Origin of the sequence: Flavobacterium johnsoniae, assembly GCF_030388325.1 — a bacterium.
Taxonomy (GTDB): domain Bacteria; phylum Bacteroidota; class Bacteroidia; order Flavobacteriales; family Flavobacteriaceae; genus Flavobacterium; species Flavobacterium johnsoniae_C.
This window is the reverse complement of record NZ_CP103794.1, coordinates 1,564,401-1,588,844: the sequence shown is the minus strand read 5'-3', so window position 1 is coordinate 1,588,844 and position 24,444 is coordinate 1,564,401. Positions and strand designations below refer to the sequence as shown.

The window sequence follows — 24,444 nt, the reverse complement described above, 5'->3', positions numbered from 1 at the left end:
GCTTTCGATTTGCAAATGTTTTTTTTCTAAGGTTCTGAGGGACTTAGGCGCTAAGGTTTTATCTTTTGCTTGATTTAGCTCCGGAGGAGCATAATATTTATAGAAAACAATCTACACAACGCAAAAGCTCCAGCGGAGCGACATATATTTCGCTCCGCTGGAGCTTTTGCAAACGAATAATTTCTTTTCTATAAATATGTCATCCCTCTGGGATTATTCATAGTAATTAAAAAAGCCCAAACTAAAAGTTTGAGCTTTGTATATAAAAACCTTAGCGCCTTAGTCCCTTAGAACCTCAGCACCTTCGATTAAACAATCGCTTTCACAACCGCTTTTGGCGCTTCTTTACGAGTTCCGTCGAAACCGTCTACACCAGAAACTGTTGTATATTTCAATACGTATTTTTTACCTGGGTTGATGATTCCGTATGCAGCCTGGCACATTAAAGTTGCTTCGTGGAATCCGCAAAGGATTAACTTTAATTTTCCTGGGTATGTGTTTACGTCTCCAATAGCGAAGATTCCTGGAATGTTAGTTTGGTAATCTAATGCATTGTTTACTTTAATGGCATTTTTCTCGATTTCTAATCCCCAGTCTCCGATTGGACCTAATTTTGGTGTTAATCCGAAAAGTGGAATGAAATAGTCACAATCAATTTTGCGGTGTGCGCCGTTTTCTTCGATGTCTAATGACTCTACGTGTTCTGCACCGTTGATTCCGATAACTTCAGCTGGTGTGATCAGTTTGATTTTTCCTGCTGATTTTAATTCCTGTACTTTTTCTACAGAATCTAAAGCGCCTCTAAATTCGTTTCTTCTGTGAATCAAAGTTACTTCTGAAGCTACATTTGCTAAGAAAATTGACCAGTCTAACGCTGAATCTCCTCCTCCTGCAATTACAACTCTTTTGTCTCTGAATTTCTCAGGATTTTTAATGAAGTATTTTACTCCTTTATCTTCATAAAACTCGATATCTTCGATAAGTGGTTTACGAGGCTCAAAACTTCCTAAACCTCCAGCGATTGCAATAACAGGCGCATGAAATTTAGTTCCTTTATTTGACGTTACAATGAAACTTCCGTCTTCTTGTTTATCGATTGTTTCTGCACGTTCTCCCAAAGTAAAACCTGGCTCAAATTGTTTAATTTGCTCCATTAAACCATCAACTAAATCTCCGGCTAATACTTCTGGGAATCCAGGAATATCATAAATTGGTTTTTTTGGATATAACTCTGATAGTTGTCCCCCTGGTTGTGGAAGTGCATCTAAAATGTGGCATTTTAATTTTAACAATCCTGCCTCGAAAACGGCAAATAAACCTGTTGGGCCTGCTCCAATTATAAGTATATCTGTTTTAATCATTATGTTGTTGTTTATAATCATTCTTAATAACGCAAAGAAACGAATAAATCCTTGTACTTTCAATGATTTTTATCATTAATTTCTTTCCGAAACTTTTTTACTCCTTATTTTTCAATGAAGAGGTAATCTCATTCATTCTTTTAACCTTGTCTTCAAAATTGCCTTTAAGCGTTTTTCGGTATTCATTTAGGTTCTCAACCATTTGGTTGATGTCTTCCGGAATTACTTCTTCGAAAAACTCCCGAAGCCTTTTGGCTGTTGTTGGTGATTTTCCGTTTGTTGAAATGGCGATTTTTACATTTCCTTTTGTTACGATTCCACCTAAATAATAATCACATAAATCTGGCGTATCAGCTATATTGCAAATCAAATAGCGTTTTCTTGCTAAATCGTAAACCTTTTTATTTACTTTCAAATCGTCTGTACAGGCAATTACCATGTGACGTTTTTTGAGCATTTTCTTTTTGAACTTTTTTTCCGTCAATTTAATTGAAGGATGTTTTTCTGCTAAAACCTTAATTTCTAAATGAAAATCAGGTGCAACTACCTCAACATTAGCATTCGGACTTGATTTTAGCAAGAAAGAAAGCTTTTCCAGACCTACATTTCCTCCGCCTACAATCAAGACATTTAAATTGTGAAGCTTTAGAAATATTGGATATAATTCGTTTTGTTCCATTTTAATTTAATTTCATCCAAACAAAATTAGATGATTTACCAACGAATTGTTCCTAACGGAACATATAATTATTTAATGAATGGTTTCTTTTGATAAAAATTCTTCGTAAAATCCTTTTAATTTATTGCTTTCGCGGACAACTTCTCCAAGAACAATAATCGCCGGTGAACCTAATTCTTTTTGTTTTACAACTTCTAAAATCGAATCTACGGTTCCTACACCTACTTTTTCTTCTGCTGTTGTTCCGTTTTGGATGATCGCAACTGGTAAATTTCCTTTATCTTCTTTTTGAAACAAATCGATGATTTGAGGCAATTTGTGCATTCCCATCAAGATTACAACTGTTGCAGAAGATTTGGCTGATAACGCAATATCTGAAGATAATTTTCTGTCGGAAGTTGTTCCTGTTATTACCCAAAAGCTTTCTGAAACTCCACGTTTTGTAATCGAAATCCCCTGACTTGCAGGAACCGCAACTACAGATGAAATTCCGGGAACTACGATCGTTTCTATTCCGAAACTTTCTGCAAATTCCACTTCTTCGCTTCCTCTTCCAAAAATAAATGGATCTCCGCCTTTTAATCGAACTACGTTTCCATAAGTCAATGCATTATCCACAATCAATTGATTGATTTGATCCTGCGTGTAAGCATGATTTCCGATTCTTTTTCCAACAAAAATTCTAATCGCATTTTTCGGTGCATAATCCAGAATTTCTTCATTGGCCAAAGCGTCGTATAAAACCACATTAGCTTCAGCCAATGCCTTTACAGCTTTTAGCGTCAGTAAATCGGGATCGCCCGGACCTGCACCGACTAAAGTTATTTTGGGTTTTATATTAAGCATTTTCTAATTCCTGAGCTCTGAAAGTTTCGATTTTATCAAAGAAAACAACTGCCTGAGCAATATAATCTTTAGCGAAAGCTTCTGATGGTTCATTTTTATTGATTTGGTAAACCAAGTCTTTAAAAGTTGAGTTTAATTCTATTTTATTATTTTCAACAAAAACAGTATCAAACAAGTCTACAATTCCTGCATGATGATTTGTTTTTTGGTTTTCTGACAATAACAAAGCTTTTGCTCCATTTACAAATCCTGCGTAAGCATGATAGATTGCATCTGACCATTTTTTCTCGTCGAAAGATTCCTGAGCCAAGATTAATTTCTCTTTAGCTTCAAACAATAATGTTGCTACTAAATCAATCACTACTCCGGCACATTCTCCAACTCCAACTGCTTTTACGTAATTGTCTGCGTTACCCCAATCCACAAAATCGGCTTCTGTTAAATTGGTTACATCTGCATACGGTTTTAAGATTTCGTAAAAATATTTTTCTCCTTTTGTATCATAATAATCTAGGAATTTTTGCCCGCTTCCGTTAGCATCAAAATCATTTAAAATGGTACGCAACGCATCAGGACCTCTACGACTAGGAACTTTGATTACTTTATCAGCAAAACGTCCAGCGCCATTTCCTAATCTTCCTCCACCCAATAAAACTTGTAAAGCCGGAGCAACTAATTTTCCTGAGTTGATAGACATTCCCTGAAACCCGATTGCAGACATATTATGCTGTCCGCAGGCATTCATACAACCTGAAATTTTAATTTCGATTTCGCGATTGTTTAAATATTGTGGATATTCTGCCGTTAAAACTCTCTCTAATTCTTCTGCAATACCGGTACTACTTGCAATCCCCAAATTACAAGTATCAGTACCCGGACATGCCGTAATATCTCCAACTGAATTATATCCTAATTGAACAAAATCCAACTTCGCTAATTCTTGATAAAAGAAAGGAAGATTCTCTTCTTTTATATGACGTATTACAATATTTTGACGCAATGAAAAACGTAATTCATTTGCTCCGTAATTCTTAATTAAATTGGCTAATAATCTTGCTTTATCTGTATAAAAATCTCCTAATAAAACTTTGATTCCAATTGCGTAATAACCATCTTGTTTCTGCTTGATTACATTCGAATTTTTCCAAGCTTCATATGCTTTAGTATCTTCGATTGTAACTTGCGGAACTTCTAATACTGGTTCTGGAATTGGACCGTCAAAAGCGGTTGTATCAATTTCGTAGGTTTCAAAAGCAATGGCTTTTTTCTCTTTCTCAACTAAATCAAGGAAAACATCTTTTCCCATTTCTTTGATTAAGAATTTCATACGCGCTTTCATTCTTTTAGCACGTTCTCCATATCTATCGAAAATACGGATGATTCCTTCTGCTGTTGGAATGATTTCGTTTACCGGAACGAACTCTGAAAGCAATTCAGCATGTGCTGGTTGAGATCCTAAACCTCCTCCAAACATGATTTTGAAACCTTTTTGTCCGTCTTTAATTTTCGGAATAAATCCTAAATCGTGTAAATAACTCAACGCAGTATCTTCATCTGAAGAAGAGAACGAAATTTTGAATTTACGCCCCATTTCCTGACAAATTGGGTTTCTTAACAAATATTGAAAAAGTCCGTGCGCATAAGGCGAAACATCAAATGGTTCGTTTACGTCTACACCTGCTAATTCGCTTCCTGTAATATTTCTTACTGTGTTTCCACAAGCTTCACGAAGCGTAATATCGTCTTTAGCCAAATCTGCCCAAAGTTCCGGCGTTCTGTCTAAACTCACATAGTGAATCTGAATATCCTGACGCGTTGTAATATGCAAACGCCCTGTAGAATATTCATCAGAAACCTGTGTGATACGCACTAATTGCTCGCTGGTCACTTTACCATAAGGCAATTTGATACGAATCATCTGAACGCCTTCCTGACGCTGACCGTAAATTCCGCGCGCTAAACGAAGACTACGAAAACGCTCATCATCAATTTTTCCTCCACGGAATAAGTGAATCTTTTTTTCTAATTCGATAATCTCCTTCTGAACTACCGGATTTTCTATTTCTGTTCTAAAACTTTCCATTTCTTTTTCGCTTTAGGCTTTAAGCTTTAGGCTATAAGCTTTTTAAACTTTGTGTTTTTTTTTGAGGCTTTAGGCATTAGGCAATAAGCTTTAAGCTTTGTTGCATACCTTTTTATACATCTTTTGCTAAAAGCTTATTGCCTAAAGCTTATAGCTTAAAGCAGGTTTACCTAATGAATCCTACTCCTGCTGTTGTGTTAGTTGCTGTATCAATTAAGATAAAAGCTCCGTTTGATTTGTTTTCGTTATATGAATCAAAGTATAACGGTTTGCTTAATTTGATCGTTACTTCTCCAATTTCGTTGATGGCTAATTGTGAAGCTTCTGTCGTTCCTGAGTAATCTGTAGCAATTGTATTTTTAATGCTTTCTACTTTTGCTAAAACTCTGTTGGTATTGTGTTGTACCAAATATTTAGTTCCCGCAACCAGTTTTTTACTGTCCATCCAGCAAACTGTTGTCGTGATATCTTTTTCAATTTTTGGAAGTTCGCTTGATTTTACAATCATATCACCTCTCGTCACATTGATATCATTTTCTAATTCGATTGTAATTGAAGAACCTGCTGTAGCTTCGTCAAATGTTTTATCGAAAAAGTGAATTTTAGTAACTGTTGATTCTGTTAAAGATGGAAGAACTGTTACAGCATCTCCAACTTTAATTGAGTTTCCGTATAATTTTCCTGCATAACCTCTAAAATCGTGGTATTCTTCTGTTTTTGGGCGAATAACAGTCTGTACTGGAAAACGTGCCTTTCCTGCTTCGTAAACATCATGAGAATGCAATCCTTCTAAATGTTCTAAAACAGTTTGCCCGTCGTACCAAGGCATATCTTTTGATTGATCAACTACATTTCCGCCATTGATTGCACTTAACGGAATATAACTTACGTTTTGTTCTTTGAAAGTACTTTTTGCATTTAATGCCTGAAAATCGGCTTTGATTTTATTGAAAACTTCTTCCGAGTAATCAACTAAATCCATTTTATTAATCGCAACAATTACTTCTTTTACTCTTAATAAATTATTGATGAAAAAGTGACGATAAGTCTGTTCGATAACGCCTTTTCTTGCATCAATTAAAATGATAGAAACCTGAGAAGTTGAAGCTCCTGTAACCATGTTTCTTGTATATTCAACGTGACCCGGAGTATCGGCAATAATGTAACTTTTCTTTGCAGTCGAAAAATAAATATGCGCAACATCAATCGTAATACCTTGTTCTCTTTCTGCCACTAATCCGTCAGTTGCCAAAGAAAAATCAAGGTAATCGTATCCTTTTTGTTTACTGCTTTTTTCGATTGCTTCTATTTTATCAGTTGTCAACGATTTTGTATCGTACAATAATCTCCCGATCAAAGTACTTTTTCCGTCATCTACACTTCCTGCTGTTGCTATTTTTAAAACGTCCATTCTGTAATATTTTGTTTCAGGTTTAAACTTTTTTGTTTCAGGTTTCAAGTTTCAAGTTGCTTGCCTTTGAACTAAAATTTAAAACTGTATGTTTTTGTTTTCTTGATTTTTACTTCTAAAATTCCGTTCCGAATTGCATTTACAATTAACAATTCATAATTCACAATTATTAAAAGTATCCTTGTTGTTTTCTCTTTTCCATTGCCGCTTCAGAACGTTTGTCATCAATTCTGGCTCCTCTTTCAGAAATGGTTGATGATCTGATTTCTCCAACTACTTCTTCGATTGTTGCTGCGTAAGATTCAACAGCTGCTGTACAACTCATATCTCCAACGGTTCTGAAGCGAACAATTCTTTCTTCGATTTGTTCGTCTTCTTCTTGGTACACAAAAGGAGAATGCGACCAGATTAAACCGTCTCTCAAAAAAACTTTTCTTTTATGTGAGAAATAGATTGATGGAATCTCGATGTGTTCTTTTTCGATATAACTCCAAACATCTAATTCCGTCCAGTTTGAAATTGGGAAAACACGAACGTTTTGTCCATTTTCAATTTTTCCATTTAATATATCAAACAACTCAGGTCTTTGATTTTTTTCGTCCCATTGTCCGAAATCATCACGAACAGAGAAAATACGTTCTTTCGCTCTTGCTTTTTCTTCATCACGACGTGCTCCGCCAATACAAGCATCAAACTTAAATTCATCAATTGCATCCAAAAGTGTTGTTGTCTGCAAGCTGTTTCTACTAGAGTATTTTCCTGTTTCTTCAACCACTTTTCCTTCATCAATAGCATCCTGAACATTACGTACGATCAATTCTAAACCTAATTCTTCTACCAATTTATCTCTGAAAGCAATTGTTTCAGGGAAATTATGTCCCGTATCAACGTGCAATAGAGGAAACGGAATCTTAGCAGGGAAAAATGCTTTTTGCGCCAAACGCACTAATGTGATAGAATCTTTTCCTCCTGAGAAAAGTAAAACCGGTTTGTCAAACTGTGAAATTACTTCTCTGAAAATGTATATCGCTTCACTCTCTAAAGCGTTTGTTTTTAATACTGAACTCATTGTTTTTTTGTTTGATATTTTGTTTGTGAAAAATTTTGTTTCAGGTTTAAAGTTTCAAGTTTTTCACCTGATCTAAAAATCTCCACTCTTTATTCTATAATCTATATTCTATTCTCTAGCAGAAGTCTTGCCTCTTGCTTCTTTCTTCTTTCTTCTACCTACTCTTTCTTAGCGCTATGAAGCCCACACTCTTTATGGCTTGATTCCCACCACCATCTTCCTGCTCTGATATCTTCACCTGGGAAAATTGCTCTTGTACAAGGCGCGCATCCAATACTTACGAAACCTTGTTTGTGCAATGCATTTTGAGGAACATTGTTTTCTGATAAATACGTTTCAACTTCTTCTAAAGTCCATTTTAATAACGGATTGAATTTTATGATTTCAAAGTTTCCGTCGTATTCAAACAAACTTAAATCGTGTCTGTTTTCTGATTGTTCAGCTCTTAATCCCGTAATCCAAACTGAGTTTCCTGCCAAAGCTTTTCTCAACGGAACTACTTTTCGAATAAAACAGCATTCTTTTCTATTTTCTACCGAATCGTAAAAGCTGTTTGGTCCTTTTGTTTTCAGAAGATTTTCTACTGAAGCAGGTTCTGGGAAATAAACCTCGATTGGTCTTTTGTATTTTTTTAATGTTTTATGAAAAACGTCGTAAGTTTCCTGAAATAATCTTCCTGTATCTAAAGTAAACACAGTAATATCTGTGTTACTTTTTGCAATGAAATCTGTAATTACCTGATCTTCCTGTCCGAAAGAAGTTGAAAAAATCACTTTTCCAGGAAATTCTTTTGCTAAAAAAACTAAGGTTTCGTCAAGCGAAAGAGCTGCAGTTTTCTCTAATAATTCTTGTACAATAATCGCACTCATAATATCTTTTCTCCGTATCTAAAGAATTATAATAATTTAGATAATGTTTTTAAACTCAATAATATAATTAGAACTCCAACAGCAACCATCATTGGTTTTCTTTTGATTTTATTTACCAAAAATGCAGCTAATGGCGCTGAAATAACTCCTCCTAAAATCAATCCGATGATTACCTGCCAACCAATGATTCCTCCAAAAAGCATAAAAGTTATACCGCTTGCAAACGAAATTGCAAACTCAGCTGCATTTACAGAACCAATAGTATATCTTGGGTTTCTTCCTCTTCCTAATAATGTTGACGTTACAATTGGTCCCCAGCCACCGCCACCAACAGAATCCATAAATCCTCCGAAAACTGCGAGTGCACTTAGCTTTTTAGTTTTCTTTTTTACAATATTCTTTTTTAACGCTTTTCTGATAATGATAACCGCTAAAACAATCATGTAAACAGCAATAAATGGCTTAATTACATCGCCGTCAATTACATCAGATAACAAATAAGCTCCTGTAATAGAACCTAAAACCCCTGGAATCAATAAACGTTTTACCAGTTTTTTATTAATGTTTCCAAATCGGTGATGAGAAAGTGCCGATGCTCCCGTTGTAAACATTTCTGAAACGTGAACTGCTGTACTGCTAACAACTGGCGGAACTCCATAAGCCAATAAAAATGAAGTTGAAGTTGCTCCATATCCCATTCCTAAAGTCCCATCAACCAATTGAGCAAAAACTCCGATGGCAAAAAACACTAAAAATTCCTGATTGAATCCTGCTACAAATCCGTCCCAGGAAAATTCAGCGTGATGATTATATATTAAAGTGAATAACAAACCTACTAGTAAAACAACAGGAATTCCAATCCAAAGCTTCTCTTTAAAAGAGGCCGTATTATTTATTTTCAGTTCTTTTTCCATGTTAACAAGTTTAAATTTGTTTTAAAAATCTATTACCCTATCGGGTTAGTAGATTACTTTGCAAAAATACTACTTATTTCTAAATTACAAAGCAATATTATTATTTTTTTACGCCCTCAACTAACCTTTTATTATGTTATAAAAGAGTGTTTTAAGAATTATGCAGTATAATTTCACAAATAATGATGTATTACAAGATATTGCAACAATTTATACAACAAAAAAATTTGGTTTTTAAATAGATTTTCTAATCTCTATAAAATCGATAGGATTATTATAAAAATATTGTATTTTAGCCCAAACTTTTTATTTATGGATTTTCAAATAGGTCTTGTAATAGCAGGATTAGTCGTTGGTTTTATTGTGGGATTGACTGGAGTTGGCGGTGGTTCTTTAATGACTCCGATTTTATTATATTTCAATATCCCGCCAACAACTGCAGTAGGAACAGATTTACTTTATGCCGCTTTTACCAAAGCCGGAGGTGTTTTTGTTCACAATAAAAAAGGAAACATTAACTGGAAAATTACTGGCTGGCTTACTCTTGGCAGCGTTCCCGCTTCTTTACTTACTTTATGGATTTTAAATAGCATTAAAACTGATATTGAAACCATAAATGGCGTTATAAAATACAGTTTAGGTTGGGCATTACTGTTTACTTCTGTCGCTATTATATTCAAAAATAAAATTTTGAAGTTCTCTCAAAAACATGCTGGAGACAAATTTCATAACGAAAGCACAACTCAAAATGCATTAACTATTGGAATTGGAGTTTTATTAGGCGCAACCGTAACCTTAACTTCTATTGGAGCTGGAGCTTTAGGAACTGTAACCTTATTTTTCCTTTATCCGTTATTGCCAACGCCTCGTTTGGTTGGAACTGAAATTGCACACGCCGTTCCATTAACATTGGTTGCTGGAATCGGACACGCTACAATGGGAAATCTAGATTTAGGTTTATTAGGACAATTGCTAATGGGATCTCTTCCTGGAATATACATGGGAAGCATGTTAAGCGGAAAAGTACCAGATCAGTTTCTTAGAAATGCAATTGCAGTGATGCTTTTCTTAGCTGGATATAAATTGATATTCTAGACAAGTTTTTAAAACATATAAGTAATGTAAGTTCATTTTAGACTTATCTACAGCTTTTTTAAATGAATTTACATTACTTATATGGTGAAAAATTAAAAAGCGATATCTGCCAAAGAGTTACTTTCTAATATTTTAAGTGTATTATCACGAACTTCGGTCATTAAACGGCGCGCCGCACAAGTCGCTTCATCATCGCAATCGTCACATCTTTCGTAGAAATTATGACTGGCGCATGGTAATAAGGCAATTGGTCCTTCTAGAATTCTGTAGACTTTTGCCATACTGATATCTTTCGGATCTTTTATCAGATAATAACCACCGCCTTTTCCTTTTTTTGCTCCAAGAAATCCTGAGTTTCTTAACAGAAGCAAAATACTTTCTAAAAATTTTATCGAAATATGTTCGCTTTTCGCAATTTCGGCAATCTGTACTGGTTCGTTATTTTCGCGTCTAGCTAAATAAGTCAAAGCTTTGATTCCGTATTTTGTCTTTTTTGAAAGCATCTTTATGTTTTAGATTACAGCTTCAGGAGTTATTTGAATGCCGTAAATTATTAAACAACAAAAATATGCTTTTTGTTTGAACTATCACAACAGAATAAAGTTAAATTCTACTAATTCTATCAAATTACTTCCTTCTTGCCAATCAAATCTAAAGAATAAAAATTTTCCATATCTTGTTCTAAATCTTTTTTCTCCACAACATAGGTTTTTGAAATAGAATCATGCCAAAATCTTCCTGATTTTCCTAAAAATGAAAACACATCAAAAGGAATTAAACGACATACAGTTCTAAGGCAAACCATTTTAAAATTAGGTTTTATTCCATTTTCATTTACCACAATACTGCCCGTAACAATTTTCCCTATAGTTCTTGAAAAAAGTGACTCAAATATCAAATAATAAATTACAGCAAAAGAAAGACAACTTCCTACAAAGCCAAGTTCATCAAGTGCTTTTTCCCAAATTCCATAAATACCAATTTGAAATACATTTTCAGCTAATAAAACAAAAAAAGTACAAACAAATATAAAAATGATAATGAAGAAAAAATCAATAATACAGTTAAAAAAACGATCCCGATCAGACGTTAATAATTGCTTGCGCAGAACATAAACAGAATTACTCAAGTGTATTCTTTTTTTAATATTATTATTTATAAACTTCAATATTAGCAAAAATAGCTTTTTTACATAAAAGCAATCATAAAAAAAAGACGATTCCTAATAGTAAATCTTACTATCAAAAATCGTCTTTATATATTAGAAATTGAAAATCTAAAATCTTAATTCTAAAACCTAAAATTAAGCCAACGCTTGTTTCAAATCTGCAATTACATCTTCAACAGTTTCTAAGCCAACAGAAACACGAACCAAACCTTGAGTAATTCCAACAGCCAATTGATCTTCTTCAGATAACTTACTGTGAGTTGTAGAAGCTGGATGCGTTACAATTGTTTTTACATCACCAATATTTGCCGAAAGAGAACATAATTTAATTTTGTCTAAAAATTTCCTTCCTGCTTCAAGACCACCTTTAATTTCGATTGCAATAATGTTACCGCCTAAACGCATTTGTTTTTTAGCGATTTCATATTTTGGATGTGATTTCAAAAATGGATATTTCACACTTTCAACATTCGGATGGCTTTCTAAAAATTCAGCTACTTTCAGAGCATTTTCACAATGTTTATCTACACGAACAGCCAAAGTCTCTAAACTTTTTGACAAAACCCATGCATTAAATGGTGACATTGCTGGCCCTGTATTTCTTGAAAACAAATAAATTTTACGAATTAACTCTGCTTCTCCAACTGCAACTCCTCCTAAAACACGGCCTTGTCCATCCATTAACTTTGTTGCAGAATGCACTACAATATGAGCTCCGTATTTAATAGGCTGCTGAATATATGGCGTAGCAAAACAGTTATCAATTATTAAAATCAAATTGTGCTTTTTTGCTATCGTTCCTAATAATTCTAAATCAATTACATCTACACCTGGATTTGTTGGCGTTTCTGCATATAGAATTTTAGTGTTGGGCTGAATAAAACTTTCAATTGTTTCTGGCTTATTGATATCAAAATAAGAAGTTTCGATTTTCCATTTAGGAAAATAAGTCATGAATAACGCGTGAGTTGATCCAAAAACACTTCCTGCCGAAACGATGTGATCACCAGAATCTAGCAATGCAGCAAAAGTAGAATAGATCGCAGCCATTCCTGTTGCGAAAGCATAACCGGCTTCTGCACCTTCCATTGCGCAAACTTTGTCAACAAATTCAGTTGTATTTGGATTGCTGAAACGAGAATAAATATTACGAACTTTTTCTTCTGTAAAAGAAGCTCTCATATCCTCTGCGTCTTCAAATATAAAACTTGAAGATAAGTACAAAGGTGTTGAATGTTCTTGAAATTGTGTTTTTTCTAAATGTGTTCTAATGGCTTGTGTTTCAAAACCAAATTCTTCTGTATTCATTGTGTGTTGTTTTTGTTTTTTTGTTTCAAGTTTCAGGTTTCAAGTTTAAAAAACTGAAATCTAAACTAAAACAAGTCAATTATTTATGCGCAATCTGAGCATTTTCTAATTATCTAATTGACTAATTATCTAATTTATAAAGCTTCGTTGTTCAATACGACTTTGTATTTAATAGTAGCTGTTGGCTCAACTGTTTTGGCAACTGAACAATATTTCTCAAAAGAAAGTTGTGCCGCTTTTTTTGCTTTTTCTGGGTTGATTTCTCCTTCTAAATAAAAAACCACATCGATTTCTTTAAAAGGTTTCGCTTCTTCGATTTGAACTCTCGTTCCTTCAACTTCAGCGTTAAAAGAAGTGATTTCCTGACGCTGTTTTTTTAAGATCGAAATCATATCAATAGCGCTGCATCCTGCAACTCCCATTAATACCAATTCCATTGGGCTTGCGCCTAAATCGCTTCCGCCAAATTCGGCTCTGCTATCAACGTCAACTACGTGTCCGCGCTCATTTTTTACTTTAAAATGAAATGCGTCATTTACTCTGTTTAAAGTTACTTTCATTGTGTTGTTATTTTTTTGTTTTTTTTTATTCTTGTCATTGCGAGGAACGAAGCAACCTCACTAACAATTACACAAAGCTTGATTTTGCAAATGTGATTGCTTCGTTCCTCGCAATGACAAACTAGGCTTTTTATCCCTTGTCTGACAATCTCAAAATATCCCCGAAAACTCCTCTTGCTGTTACCGCAGAACCTGCACCAGCTCCCTGAATAACAATTGGACGATCTCCGTAAGATTCTGTGTAAATTTCGAAGAAAGAATCAGAACCTTTTAATCCGCCTAATGCAGTATCTTTTGGTACTGAAACTAATTTTACTTCTAAATTTCCTTTGTCATTCTGCAAATCTCCAGACAATTCACCAATATATCTCAAAACGTGATTTGGCTTTTGTTCTGCTTTTATTTTAGCATAAATTGGATCGAATTCTTTTAATTTCGTCAAGAAATCGGCAGCGCTTCCTTCACGTAAGTGCTCCGGAATTAAATTCTGAATTGAAATTTCTTCAAATTCATTTTGTAAATCTAATTCTCTTGCCAAAATCAATAATTTTCTTCCGACATCATTTCCGCATAAATCCTCGCGCGGATCTGGTTCTGTATATCCGTTGTCAATTGCTTCCTGCAAAATTTCGCTGAAAGGCGCATCTTTTGCAGAGAAATTATTGAATAAATAACTTAATGTTCCAGAGAAAACTCCTTTAATTTTAGTGATATTTTCACCCGAAAGGTGCAATAATTTAATCGTATCAATTAATGGTAAACCTGCACCAACATTGGTTTCGTATAAATAATTTTTCTGGTTTTCTTCTAAAGCACTTCTCAATTCTTTATAAAAACCATAGCTTAATGTATTGGCTACTTTATTCGAAGAAATCAAATCGAAACTGTTTTCTACAAGCGGAATATAATTTTCAACGAAAGTTGCGCTTGCAGTATTATCAATAGCAATTAAGTTTTCTAAATGATGTTCATTCGCGTAAGCAATAATATCTTTAATAGTGTAAGCTTCGCCTTTGGTTTCAATTTCGTTTTTCCAATTGCCGTTAACACCGTATTTGTTTAAAAGCAGTTTTTTAGAATTCGCTATAGCGAAAACATTCAGCTTAATGTCTTTACGTTTTTCAATCGCCGAAGCTGACTCCAAAATCTGGTTGATTAAAGTTCCACCAACTAATCCGTGACCGAAAATTGCAATGTTGATCTTTTTAGAAACTCCGAAAATCTCTCCGTGAATTACGTTTAAAGCCTTGTTTAATTCTTCTTTTTTAACAACCAAACTCACGTTTTTACCTGTTACGGTGTTGTTAAACAAAATCGGAACAATTTTATTTTTGATTAAAGCTGTATAAGGCTTATGGAAAGTGCTCAAATCCTGTCCGATAATCGAAATTACAGATACATTGTCTGTTACCGTAATCTGATTCACATCTTTAGAATAAAAGTCATTTTCAAACTCTTTTTCTAATTCTACAACCGCAGTTGTTGCTTTATCAGTTGCTACAACAAGACCGATTCCTCTTTCTGAAGAACCTTGCGAAATGATACTCACACTAATATTGTGATCGCCCATTACTTTAAAAATACGGGCATCAACTCCAGCTTTTCCAAGTAATCCTCGTCCTTCAAGATTTACAAGAGACACATTTTCTAAAACAGAAAGTGTTTTAATTCCTTCTTTAGAAGAATCTGAAGTAATTAAAGTTCCGCGGTTTTCGTGGTTAAAAGTGTTTAAAATTCGTAATGGAATATTTTTTTCTAATAACGGAATAATTGTTTTGGCATGCAAAATTGTTGCTCCAAAATTTGCCAACTCATTTGCTTCATTAAACGATAAATATTCAATTTTCTTAGCATCTGCAACCAAATCTGGATTTGCAGTGTAAATTCCGTCTACATGCGTGAAGTTTTGTAATTCTTCAGCATTTAAATAATTTGCGATTAACGAAGCGGTATAGTTACTGCCATTTCTACCTAAAGTAGTTGTGTCGTTGTTGTTGTTTGAACCAATGAAACCTGTAACTATATTAACCGTTTCGCCATTATGTGTTTTGAAATAATTGACTACATTTTTCTTAGAAAGCTGCTCTAAAGGCTGAGCATCGCCAAATTTAGAATCGGTTTTTAGCAATTCTCTTGTATCAACAAAATTTGCCGGAATTCCTTTTTCTAATAAAATCGCTGTCAATAATTTAGCCGAAAGCAATTCTCCTTTTGACAAAATCTGATCTTTGATTTTTTTGCTGTAATCTCCAATTAAGCTTACTCCTTCAAAAAGTTTGTCTAAGACATTAAATTCTTCAGACAAATCAACTTGCGGATAATCTGATATTTGATATTTTTTGAAATTTTCTAATAATTCTTTGTAACTGCCGTTTTTAGCAGCAATGCTTAAAATAAACTCTAATTCGTCAGTAGCATTTCCGCGTGCAGAAACTACAACGGCAATTTTTTCACCTTGACTTACTTTATCAGAAATGATAGAAACAACTTTGTTAAGTCCTTCTCCGTTTGCTAACGATTTACCTCCAAATTTTAATACTTTCATTTTATTTCTTTATTGTTTCTGCCTTAAAAATGTCGGCAAGTAAATGATCTAATTGTTTGTACTCGATTAAAAAAGCGTCATGTCCGTGAACCGAAACAATTTCGCTATAAAAAACATTGTCTTTAAATTTCTTTAATTCTTCGTAGGTTTCGACATTTTCTTTGGCCGTAAAAAATAAGTCAGAATTAATTCCCACGATATGAATTGAAGCTTTTGTTTTAGACAATAAGTTTTCAAAACTTTCACTATTTCTAGTAATATCAATTGTTTTAAGCAACTGATTCATTAATTTATAAGAAGACAATTGAAATCTTTGCTGTAGTTTTTTCCCGTGATGAGCGAGCCAGCTTTCAATATTAAAAATCAAAAGATCTTGATTAACGGTTCGCTGAAATTTCTCTTTAAATGATTCTGGCGAACGATAACAAAGCATAGCATGAATTCTGGCATCTTCGATTGGTTTTGAAGAATTATTCAAGATTTGTTCTTGCAGAAAACAGTTTGCAATAAGCCAATCTGTAGATTTCCAATCGCTCGCAATCGGTATAAGGTTTTCTGTTACGTTTGGTTCTAAAGCTAAGATTTCCCAAGCAATTCCGCCGCCAACAGAACCTCCGATAATGGCAAAAAGTTTTTCAATTTGTAAAGCTTTTATTCCTTCAACAAAAATTCTAGCAATATCTCTAGCTGTAAAATCAAGATAATTTTCGATTAAAAAAGAATTCGTTCCGTTTCCTGGAACGTCAAAAGCTAAAATGGTGTAAACAGAAGTGTCTATTGTTTTACCTTCGCCAATTAAATTATTCCACCAGCCGTTTTCACCAGTAACCTCAGCGTTTCCTGTTAAAGCGTGATTAACTAAAACAATAGGCGCGCTGTGCAAAGATTGACCTGCCAGCGTAAAATGTAATGGTATAGAATGATAATTTGCACCACTTTCTGTGATGAAATCATGAATTATAATAGGGTTTGGTATATTTTCCAATTTCAAATCTGTTGTATTATCTGATTTGTATTATGGAAATATTAGAAAGAAAAAACTAGAGTAAACTAGAAAAAAATCTTGTTGTTATCTTTCCACGTTTGGCGTGGTAGAATGTAGCACCTTCTTCGTTTTACCGAAGGGTTGCTAAGGATTCATCGGGTCTAATCCCTCGTCCTTTCTTTATAACATTTCAATACGTGTTTGAACTTAACGGTGCAAATTAACTACTATTTTCTTTAACAAACAAATTTTATCTAAAAGTGTTTGTTAAATTTCTGAGACTTCCTTTAGCAAAAACTATTATACGCAAAAATTTACCGAACATAAATGCCCAGTAAAATTAAGCAGGTTTTAACCTAGTTTATGTCGCTTTTCTGTTTAGATGAAAAGCGTTTCATTCTCTTTTGAATACATTAAAAACAATAGAGAATTTGGTACTTTTTTCGTTGTACTTTTTCCTTCTTCTGTAATTCCGAATCTTGGGTGAGCCAATTCGTTTGTTGGCGGCGGCGGATTATTTTTTCTTGTCCTTCTGTTTTTCAAATTTGAAATTTTTTCTGCTAAGTAGTTCAATGTGCTCATGATATTAAGTTTTAGTTCAGTTTGCGTTTTATAATCTTTATTTCTCGTTTATGTTTGTGTTAAATCGTTTAAAAGAATAAAAAAACCCTTTTGGATTTTTAGATACCAAAAGGGTTTAAGTTTTTAAACTCATTTATACTTTTTAGTATCAACAGACCAGCACGCAAATAAGCGCGACAGTAAACATCTTATTGTTCACCTGTAAGGATTTATTCATCTGTGATTTATATTTTATTTTTAAATTCTGCATTTGTGTAAAATTAAAAAGCCTCCCAAAATTTTTCGGGAGGCTTTTACTATATATTGTGTTTTCTTACAATTTTTAAGCAATAGACAACCCAGCCTCGGTAATAACCGAAATGGCACAAAACATTTTGTTGACTTTTAAGTTCATTTGATTTCTAGTAGTTTTTGGGTATAACAAATATGCAACTATTTTTTTTATTACACAAATGAAAATCAAGAATTTAATTACAAAATTCGTTAAAATTGTGTTTTTTTACGACAAATACCGTCTTACAAAAACAAATAGAGTAAAAAACCTACAAAAATACTGGCTTTTCTCACTAATTTCGCTTGACAAATCAGTTTATCAAAGAACTTTAAACTTTTTTCTTTCCTACTTTTAAAAAAAATTACAGCCAGATTGCTTCTTTATTTCTTATTTTTTCGGCAATTTTCAAAATATCACTTATAATTCCTCTCGAAATAGCTTGCTTACATGGTGGCGCGCTTTGAATTACAATCGGAACATTGGCATACGATTTTGTATAAATCTCAAAAATAGTATCCGAACCTTTCAATTGTCCGATAGCAGAATCTATGGGCTCAGAAATCAACTTGACTTCTAAATTGCCACTTTCAATATCAAATTCGCCAACATATCTTAAAACATGATTTTCTGCCTGAGTAATTTTGGCAATCTTAAATGCTTTATCGACCGCATCTTTATTTAATACGCCATTCTTTTCTAGATGTTGTTCTGTAATAAAAGGTCTGATTTTAATATCCGAAAAATCAAAGTCTTTTCCGATTTCTCGGGCAAGAATCAAAAGTTTTCTGGCAGTATCATTTCCCGATAAATCTTCTTTAAAAGTAGATTTCATCAAACCTAAAAGACTCGCATCTTTTAAAACAGAAGAGAATGTCACATCTTCTGATGAAAAACGATTAAAAACATAACTCAAATTATCGGAGAATACGCCTCGAATTTTGGTGATTTTTTCTCCCGAATAATACAAATCTCTTAAAGTCTGTAAAACTGGAATTCCGGTATCAACCGAAGTTTCATACAAAAACTCTTTGTCATGCTTTTTGAGATTTAATCGTAATTCTTTATACAAATCAATTGGTAATGTATTTGCTTTTTTATTTACTGCTACAATATTAAATCCGTTTTCAATCAGCGTTTTATAATGTTTCACCAATTCGTCACTAGCGGTTGCGTCTACAGCAATAAGATTTTCAAATTCGTTTTCTTTAGCAAATTCAATAATATCTTCTACTTTAAAAGGAACAGCCAATTGTCTAAAATTGGTTTCCCAAGAATAACCAACTCCTTCTTTTTCAAAAAAAGCAACTGTCGAATTGGTAATAATCGGAAAATGAAAATCGACATTTTTACTTTCAAGAAAAAACTCCTGACTTTCGATTATCTGATTAATCAAAGTACTTCCGATATTTCCAATTCCAAAAAGGATGATATTTATTTTAAGCTTTGACATTATTTTTGTTTTTTAACCATATAAGTGATATAAGTTCATTTAAAATATTTTTATTTAAAAGTTAGACGTGTTGTATGCGTCTTTACTAAAATGAACTTATATCACTTATATGGTTTAATTTTTATAATAATGCTTTTCACAAAAAATTACCTTTAGCACATTGGCTAAAGGCAATCTTTCAAACAAAAAACAAAAAAACCTAGTTTTTATTTATGCTGTATTGAGAAAGTGCAACACTTTCAAAAACAGCTTGAAGATCTGCAATCAAATCTTCAATATCTTCAATTCCGACAGACAAACGAATCAAATCTTTAGAAACTCCAGTTTCTGCTTGTTCTGCTTCTGTCAATTGCTGATGCGTCGTGCTTGCAGGATGAATAATTAATGATTTTGTGTCGCCTATATTCGCCAAAAGCGAGAATAATTTAGTCTCGTCTACTACTTTTTTAGCTGCATCAAAACCGCCTTTCAATCCGAAAGTAATGATTCCGCTTTGACCTTCTGACAGATATTCTTTAGCTAAATCATTGTATTTACTTGATTTTAAACCTGGATAATTTACCCAAACAACCTCATCTTGTTTCTCCAACCATTCAGCCAAAGCCAAAGCATTCTCACTATGTTTCTTGATTCGGATTGGAAGTGTTTCTAATCCCTGAATAATTTGAAAAGCATTAAACGGACTCAAAGCAGAACCGAAATCACGCAATCCTTCTATTCGAGCTTTTGCAATAAAAGCAGCATTTCCTAAAGCTTCGTGATAAACCAATCCGTGATATCCAGCAGATGGCTCTGTAAATTCTGGGAATTTTCCGTTTGACCAATCAAAGTTTCCGGCATCAATGATAACACCCCCTAACGAAGTTCCGTTTCCTGCGATGTATTTAGTTAAGGAATGAATTACAATATCGGCACCATATTTAATTGGGTTTAATAAATAAGGTGTCGCAACTGTATTATCTACTATAAATGGCACTTTGAATGCTTTGGCTTCTGCCGAAATTCCTTTTAAATCTAAAACATCTAATTTTGGATTTCCAAGAGATTCAACAAAAAAAGCTCGGGTATTTTCTTTCGCCGCCTTTGTAAAATTTTCTGGTTTAGAAGGATCTACAAATGTTGTTGTAATTCCTAATCTTGGCAGGGTAACTTTCAACAAGTTATAAGTTCCGCCATATAAGCTGTTTGATGCAACAATATGATCTCCTGCTTTTAGCAAAGTCAATAAAGTTGTAGAAATTGCAGATGCTCCAGAAGCCGTTACAACAGCCCCAATTCCGCCTTCCAGTGCAGCAAGTCTTTGTTCTAAAACATCATTTGTCGGATTATTTAATCTAGTATAAATAAATCCAGCTTCGGCGAGACCAAATAAATTGGCCGCATGATCTGCATTGTTAAATACGTATGATGAAGTCTGGTAAATTGGTACAGCACGAGTTGATCCGTTTTTTGTAACGTCGTGTCCTGCGTGTAGTGCGTTTGTTGCAAATTTTTGTGTGCTCATGATTTCTTAGTTTTTTAGGTATTGTTAATACGTTTATATTGTAATTGATTTTTTGAATTTGTTATTTGAATTTGTTATTTGAATTTGATTCAAGCAAAAAGATTTTCTGCTTCTTCTTCAAGGTCATATAAATGAAACAGCAATGATTTTTGAGTTTTAATACGCTGTTCAGGATTATATTTTTCAGTTTCTGCTGATTCTTCAGAATTATTATTTAAAGAATTATTTCTTAATAAATATTGAAATGCGATTGTATTTATATCTAATGTATTCATGGTTTAATTTTTTTAAGAGATTGAAATAAAAAAAGCCCTTTCGGATGGCTTACCAAAAGGGCTTATAGTTGAAACTATAACAAAGATTCGATCTTTCACTTTTGGCAACAGCAACTTTTGATACACATTGGCATCTTACAACACATCATCATTTTATTTACTGTTGAATTTTTCATTTCTTATTCTTTTACTTTTTTGATTACATAAAAAAAACCTCTGCTGTTAGGCAGAGGTTTTTATTGTATTTGTAGACTTAGTTACTAAACAATAGAGTTACTCTGCGGATAATTCCGACATCATGCAACACATATTTTTAGCTACTAAATTCATTTTCTTTTTATTTAACAAGGCAAATTTGAGAACTTTTTTTGAAACCACCAAACAAAAACTAAATTATTTTCTATTACCCTATCAAATTAATATGCTATTGTTAAATTTCTCCTATAAAAAATAAAAAAAGTTGAACTTTAATTTGCAAATCAAAATGGTTTTATACCTTTGCACCCGAAACAGAGGAAAAATTTGAACTGATTGCAACCTCTTCATAATGAAATGATTTCGTTATGAATGCTGAAAAATTCCTTTCAGTAGTAAAAAATGCTAAAGCAGAAACTCTCCTTTAGCCCTTTTTAGCAATTATTTTCCTCGCTTAATTTTAAATTTAATCATTATTATGGCTTATTTATTTACGTCAGAATCTGTTAGTGAAGGGCATCCAGACAAAGTTGCAGATCAAATTTCGGATGCATTAATTGATAACTTTTTGGCATTTGATGCTGACTCAAAAGTAGCATGTGAAACTTTAGTTACTACAGGTCAGGTAATTTTGGCTGGTGAAGTAAAATCAAATACTTATCTTGATGTGCAACAAATTGCACGCGAAGTAATCCGTAAAATTGGATATACTAAAAGCGAGTACATGTTTGAAGCAAATTCTTGCGGGATTCTTTCTGCTATTCATGAGCAATCTGCTGATATTAATCAGGGAGTTGACAGAGCTAAGCCAGAAGAACAAGGAGCTGGAGATCAAGGAATGATGTTTGGTTACGCAACAAACGAAACTGAAAACTTCATGCCATTGGCTCTTGATTTATCTCATAAATTATTACAAGAGTTAGCAATTTTAAGACGCGAAAACAAAGAAATTACGTATTTACGTCCAGATGCTAAATCTCAAGTAACTTTAGAATACAGCGACGATAACAAACCAACTCGTATTGACGCGATCGTTATCTCAACTCAACATGATGATTTTGATGAAGAGGCTGCAATGTTAGCTAAAATCAAAAAAGATATTATTGAAATTTTAATTCCAAGAATTATCGCTAAAAACCCTGAGCATGCTCATTTATTTAACGATAAAATCAACTACCATATTAACCCAACAGGAAAATTCGTTATTGGAGGACCTCACGGAGATACTGGTTTAACAGGAAGAAAAATTATCGTGGATACTTACGGAGGAAAAGGCGCTCACGGTGGTGGTGCATTCTCTGGAAAAGATCCAAGTAAAGTGGATAGAAGTGCTGCTTATGCAACGCGTCATATCGCTAAAAACTTAGTTGCTGCTGGTGTTGCTGACGAAATCTTAGTTCAGGTTTCTTACGCAATTGGAGTTGCTGAGCCAATGGGAATCTTTATTGAAACTTACGGAACTTCTAAAGTAAATTTAACTAATGGTGAAATCGCTAAAAAAGTAGAAGCAATTTTCGATATGCGTCCTTACTTTATTGAGCAAAGATTAAAATTAAGAAATCCTATTTATAGCGAAACTGCTGCTTACGGACACATGGGACGTAAACCAGAAACTGTAACTAAAACTTTCTCTGCTCCAGGAGGAAATGAAAAAACAGTTACTGTTGAGTTGTTTACATGGGAAAAACTTGATTTTGTTAACCAAGTAAAAGCTGCATTTGGATTGTAATTCAATCTAAATCTTAAACATAAAAAAAACCGATTTCAAATTGAAATCGGTTTTTTTATTTATTATTATGAACTTATCTCTCTAATTGCACATTTGGCAATGTTTTAGGACGGTTAGCATCGTTTGATAAAATCCAACCTGTTCTGTAAATCCATTCGGTCATTTTGTGCAGTTTCACGAAATCAATATTTTCAGATTCATCCATTGGAGTATGATATTGACTGTGTAAAACACTAGTGTAAAAAACAGAAGGAATTCCTTTTCTTGCATAAGGCAAATGATCAGAACGGAAGTAAAAATATTCTGGATGTTCTGGTCTGTCCCAAAGTTTATCCAAATCAAATTTCGGACCTTCGTCATTTGCTCTTTTGGCAACTGCCACTAAATCAGATGAATTTTCGTGTGGTGAACTCGAACCTAGCAAAGCCGCCTGATTTACATTGTTTCTTCCAATCATATCGCCATTTAAAACCGCTATGATATCTTTTTCAGGAACAGTCGGATGCGATGCATACCATCTTGAACCTAACAAACCACGTTCTTCTGAACCGTGAAACACAAACAACGCTGTTCTTTTTCCAGGCTGTTTTTTATAAGCCCTTGCAATAGCTAACATAGCAACACATGTACTAGCGTTATCGTCTGCTCCATTATAGATAGAATCTTGTCCGTATTTTTGACGCACTCCATCATGATCTTGGTGCCCGCTGAAAAGAACGTATTCATTTTTTAATTTTGCATCAGTTCCTGCAATTGTTCCGACAACATTTACCGAAGGATATTTATAAGTTTCAGAAACTACTTCTGCCGATAAAACATCTTTTGTCGATTTTAAATATTCTAGCTGATTTCCGTGTACCCAAAAAACAGGCATTGTTGCACCAATTTTATCACGAAATCCTTCAATTCCATAAATTCCTCTTGTCATTTGTGGTTCTACTTGAGACCAGCTTTCTTCTGCCAATTCATCTGCAACCATAATAAGTGCCACAGCACCTTTTTTAACAACAAGATCATAATATTTATTTCTTACCAAACCTGGATAGCGTCTATCAAATAGCGAAATATCATCTGCAATTCCTTCTTTTGATGCCAGTAAAACAACTGCTTTTCCTTTTATATCGACTTTTTCAATTTCTTCTTTAGTTGCCGCGCCCAAATACACTAATGAGCCTTCTACTTTTATATTAGTCGTTTCTGCAACCAAAACATCTTTCCATAATTTGTATTCTTTTTGTCCAATTTTGAATTTTGAATTTGGCGTAACTTGATGTCTATACAAATCAAAAAACTGGAAATAAGTTCCATCATCACCCGCTGGAGCCATTCCGGCTTCTTTAGCTTTATTTGCCAACCACATTGAAACTTTTAGTTCATCTAAAGTTCCTGCTTCTCGACCGTTAAAATGGTCACCAGCCATTTGATACATATCTGTTCTAAGATCTTTATCTGTTATGGCAGAAACTAATGGTTTTTTAACTGCTTGTGCAAAAGTCAATGCTCCAGATGCAAGTAAAACCAGAATCATTTTGTTTTTCATAC

Annotated in this window: 21 protein-coding genes and 1 riboswitch; of the genes, 2 read left to right on the top strand and 19 right to left on the bottom strand. The window is 33.7% G+C overall.

Going from position 1 to position 24,444, the window contains the following annotated elements; all coding sequences use genetic code 11:
* Window positions 1-308: 308 nt before the first annotated feature.
* The 8 genes from NYQ10_RS07070 to NYQ10_RS07035 all read right to left on the bottom strand — a co-directional run bounded on the left by NYQ10_RS07070 (window position 309) and on the right by NYQ10_RS07035 (window position 9,232).
* A complete protein-coding gene (locus tag NYQ10_RS07070; RefSeq protein WP_289879503.1) occupies window positions 309-1,361 on the bottom strand; it encodes an NAD(P)/FAD-dependent oxidoreductase in 1,053 nt (350 codons plus the stop codon).
* 97 nt (window positions 1,362-1,458) lie between these two features.
* Window positions 1,459-2,040, bottom strand: coding sequence for a precorrin-2 dehydrogenase/sirohydrochlorin ferrochelatase family protein (locus tag NYQ10_RS07065; protein WP_289879501.1), 582 nt, complete (start codon window positions 2,038-2,040; stop codon window positions 1,459-1,461).
* Between the two features lie 72 nt (window positions 2,041-2,112).
* Entirely contained in the window at window positions 2,113-2,886 is a 774-nt protein-coding gene (gene cobA / locus NYQ10_RS07060) for a uroporphyrinogen-III C-methyltransferase (RefSeq protein WP_289879499.1), read from the bottom strand.
* A complete protein-coding gene (locus NYQ10_RS07055; RefSeq protein ID WP_289879498.1) occupies window positions 2,879-4,969 on the bottom strand; it encodes a HEPN domain-containing protein in 2,091 nt (696 codons plus the stop codon). The genes cobA and NYQ10_RS07055 overlap by 8 nt, the downstream gene beginning before the upstream one ends.
* A 166-nt stretch (window positions 4,970-5,135) precedes the next feature.
* Window positions 5,136-6,380, bottom strand: coding sequence for a sulfate adenylyltransferase subunit 1 (locus tag NYQ10_RS07050; RefSeq protein ID WP_289879497.1), 1,245 nt, complete (start codon window positions 6,378-6,380; stop codon window positions 5,136-5,138).
* Between the two features lie 169 nt (window positions 6,381-6,549).
* Window positions 6,550-7,449, bottom strand: coding sequence for a sulfate adenylyltransferase subunit CysD (gene cysD, locus NYQ10_RS07045; protein ID WP_289879496.1), 900 nt, complete (start codon window positions 7,447-7,449; stop codon window positions 6,550-6,552).
* Window positions 7,450-7,607: 158 nt separating this feature from the next.
* Window positions 7,608-8,318: a phosphoadenylyl-sulfate reductase gene (locus NYQ10_RS07040; RefSeq protein ID WP_289879495.1), complete on the bottom strand. Its 711-nt coding sequence runs from the start codon at window positions 8,316-8,318 to the stop codon at window positions 7,608-7,610.
* Window positions 8,319-8,344: 26 nt separating this feature from the next.
* The gene (locus NYQ10_RS07035) at window positions 8,345-9,232 is read right to left on the bottom strand and encodes a sulfite exporter TauE/SafE family protein (RefSeq protein WP_289879494.1); all 888 of its coding nucleotides are present in this window, start codon (window positions 9,230-9,232) and stop codon (window positions 8,345-8,347) included.
* A gap of 312 nt (window positions 9,233-9,544) precedes the next feature.
* On the opposite strand from NYQ10_RS07035, the gene NYQ10_RS07030 reads away from it, so the two are divergent.
* Complete coding sequence (locus NYQ10_RS07030) at window positions 9,545-10,327, top strand: sulfite exporter TauE/SafE family protein (protein WP_289879493.1); 783 nt, start codon at window positions 9,545-9,547, stop codon at window positions 10,325-10,327.
* 92 nt (window positions 10,328-10,419) lie between these two features.
* Here the strand turns inward: NYQ10_RS07030 and NYQ10_RS07025 are convergent, their stop codons facing one another.
* From NYQ10_RS07025 to NYQ10_RS06980, 10 genes are all read right to left on the bottom strand, one after another.
* Window positions 10,420-10,830: an RrF2 family transcriptional regulator gene (locus NYQ10_RS07025; RefSeq protein WP_109191652.1), complete on the bottom strand. Its 411-nt coding sequence runs from the start codon at window positions 10,828-10,830 to the stop codon at window positions 10,420-10,422.
* A 119-nt stretch (window positions 10,831-10,949) separates the two neighbouring features.
* Window positions 10,950-11,495 (bottom strand): RDD family protein, encoded by a 546-nt coding sequence (locus tag NYQ10_RS07020; RefSeq protein WP_289879492.1) that lies wholly within the window; start codon window positions 11,493-11,495, stop codon window positions 10,950-10,952.
* Between the two features lie 135 nt (window positions 11,496-11,630).
* On the bottom strand, window positions 11,631-12,803 hold the full coding sequence (locus tag NYQ10_RS07015; protein ID WP_289879491.1) for a trans-sulfuration enzyme family protein: 1,173 nt from the start codon (window positions 12,801-12,803) through the stop codon (window positions 11,631-11,633).
* A 134-nt stretch (window positions 12,804-12,937) separates the two neighbouring features.
* Window positions 12,938-13,363, bottom strand: a complete 426-nt coding sequence (locus tag NYQ10_RS07010; protein ID WP_026728534.1) for an OsmC family protein — start codon at window positions 13,361-13,363, stop codon at window positions 12,938-12,940.
* Between the two features lie 130 nt (window positions 13,364-13,493).
* On the bottom strand, window positions 13,494-15,908 hold the full coding sequence (thrA, locus tag NYQ10_RS07005) for a bifunctional aspartate kinase/homoserine dehydrogenase I (RefSeq protein ID WP_289879490.1): 2,415 nt from the start codon (window positions 15,906-15,908) through the stop codon (window positions 13,494-13,496).
* A gap of 1 nt (window position 15,909) precedes the next feature.
* Complete coding sequence (locus tag NYQ10_RS07000) at window positions 15,910-16,893, bottom strand: alpha/beta fold hydrolase (protein ID WP_289879489.1); 984 nt, start codon at window positions 16,891-16,893, stop codon at window positions 15,910-15,912.
* A gap of 81 nt (window positions 16,894-16,974) precedes the next feature.
* A riboswitch (SAM riboswitch) is annotated at window positions 16,975-17,082 on the bottom strand.
* Between the two features lie 189 nt (window positions 17,083-17,271).
* On the bottom strand, window positions 17,272-17,475 hold the full coding sequence (locus tag NYQ10_RS06995) for a hypothetical protein (RefSeq protein ID WP_289879488.1): 204 nt from the start codon (window positions 17,473-17,475) through the stop codon (window positions 17,272-17,274).
* Between the two features lie 635 nt (window positions 17,476-18,110).
* A complete protein-coding gene (locus NYQ10_RS06990; RefSeq protein ID WP_289879487.1) occupies window positions 18,111-19,199 on the bottom strand; it encodes an aspartate kinase in 1,089 nt (362 codons plus the stop codon).
* A 199-nt stretch (window positions 19,200-19,398) separates the two neighbouring features.
* On the bottom strand, window positions 19,399-20,703 hold the full coding sequence (locus NYQ10_RS06985; RefSeq protein WP_289879486.1) for an O-acetylhomoserine aminocarboxypropyltransferase/cysteine synthase family protein: 1,305 nt from the start codon (window positions 20,701-20,703) through the stop codon (window positions 19,399-19,401).
* Between the two features lie 89 nt (window positions 20,704-20,792).
* On the bottom strand, window positions 20,793-20,978 hold the full coding sequence (locus NYQ10_RS06980) for a hypothetical protein (RefSeq protein ID WP_289879485.1): 186 nt from the start codon (window positions 20,976-20,978) through the stop codon (window positions 20,793-20,795).
* Window positions 20,979-21,651: 673 nt separating this feature from the next.
* Here NYQ10_RS06980 and metK point away from each other — a divergent pair.
* Complete coding sequence (gene metK, locus NYQ10_RS06975) at window positions 21,652-22,902, top strand: methionine adenosyltransferase (RefSeq protein WP_289879484.1); 1,251 nt, start codon at window positions 21,652-21,654, stop codon at window positions 22,900-22,902.
* A 73-nt stretch (window positions 22,903-22,975) separates the two neighbouring features.
* On the opposite strand, the gene NYQ10_RS06970 is transcribed toward metK, so the two are convergent.
* Window positions 22,976-24,442: a M28 family metallopeptidase gene (locus NYQ10_RS06970; protein WP_289879483.1), complete on the bottom strand. Its 1,467-nt coding sequence runs from the start codon at window positions 24,440-24,442 to the stop codon at window positions 22,976-22,978.
* Between the last annotated feature and the right edge of the window lie 2 nt (window positions 24,443-24,444).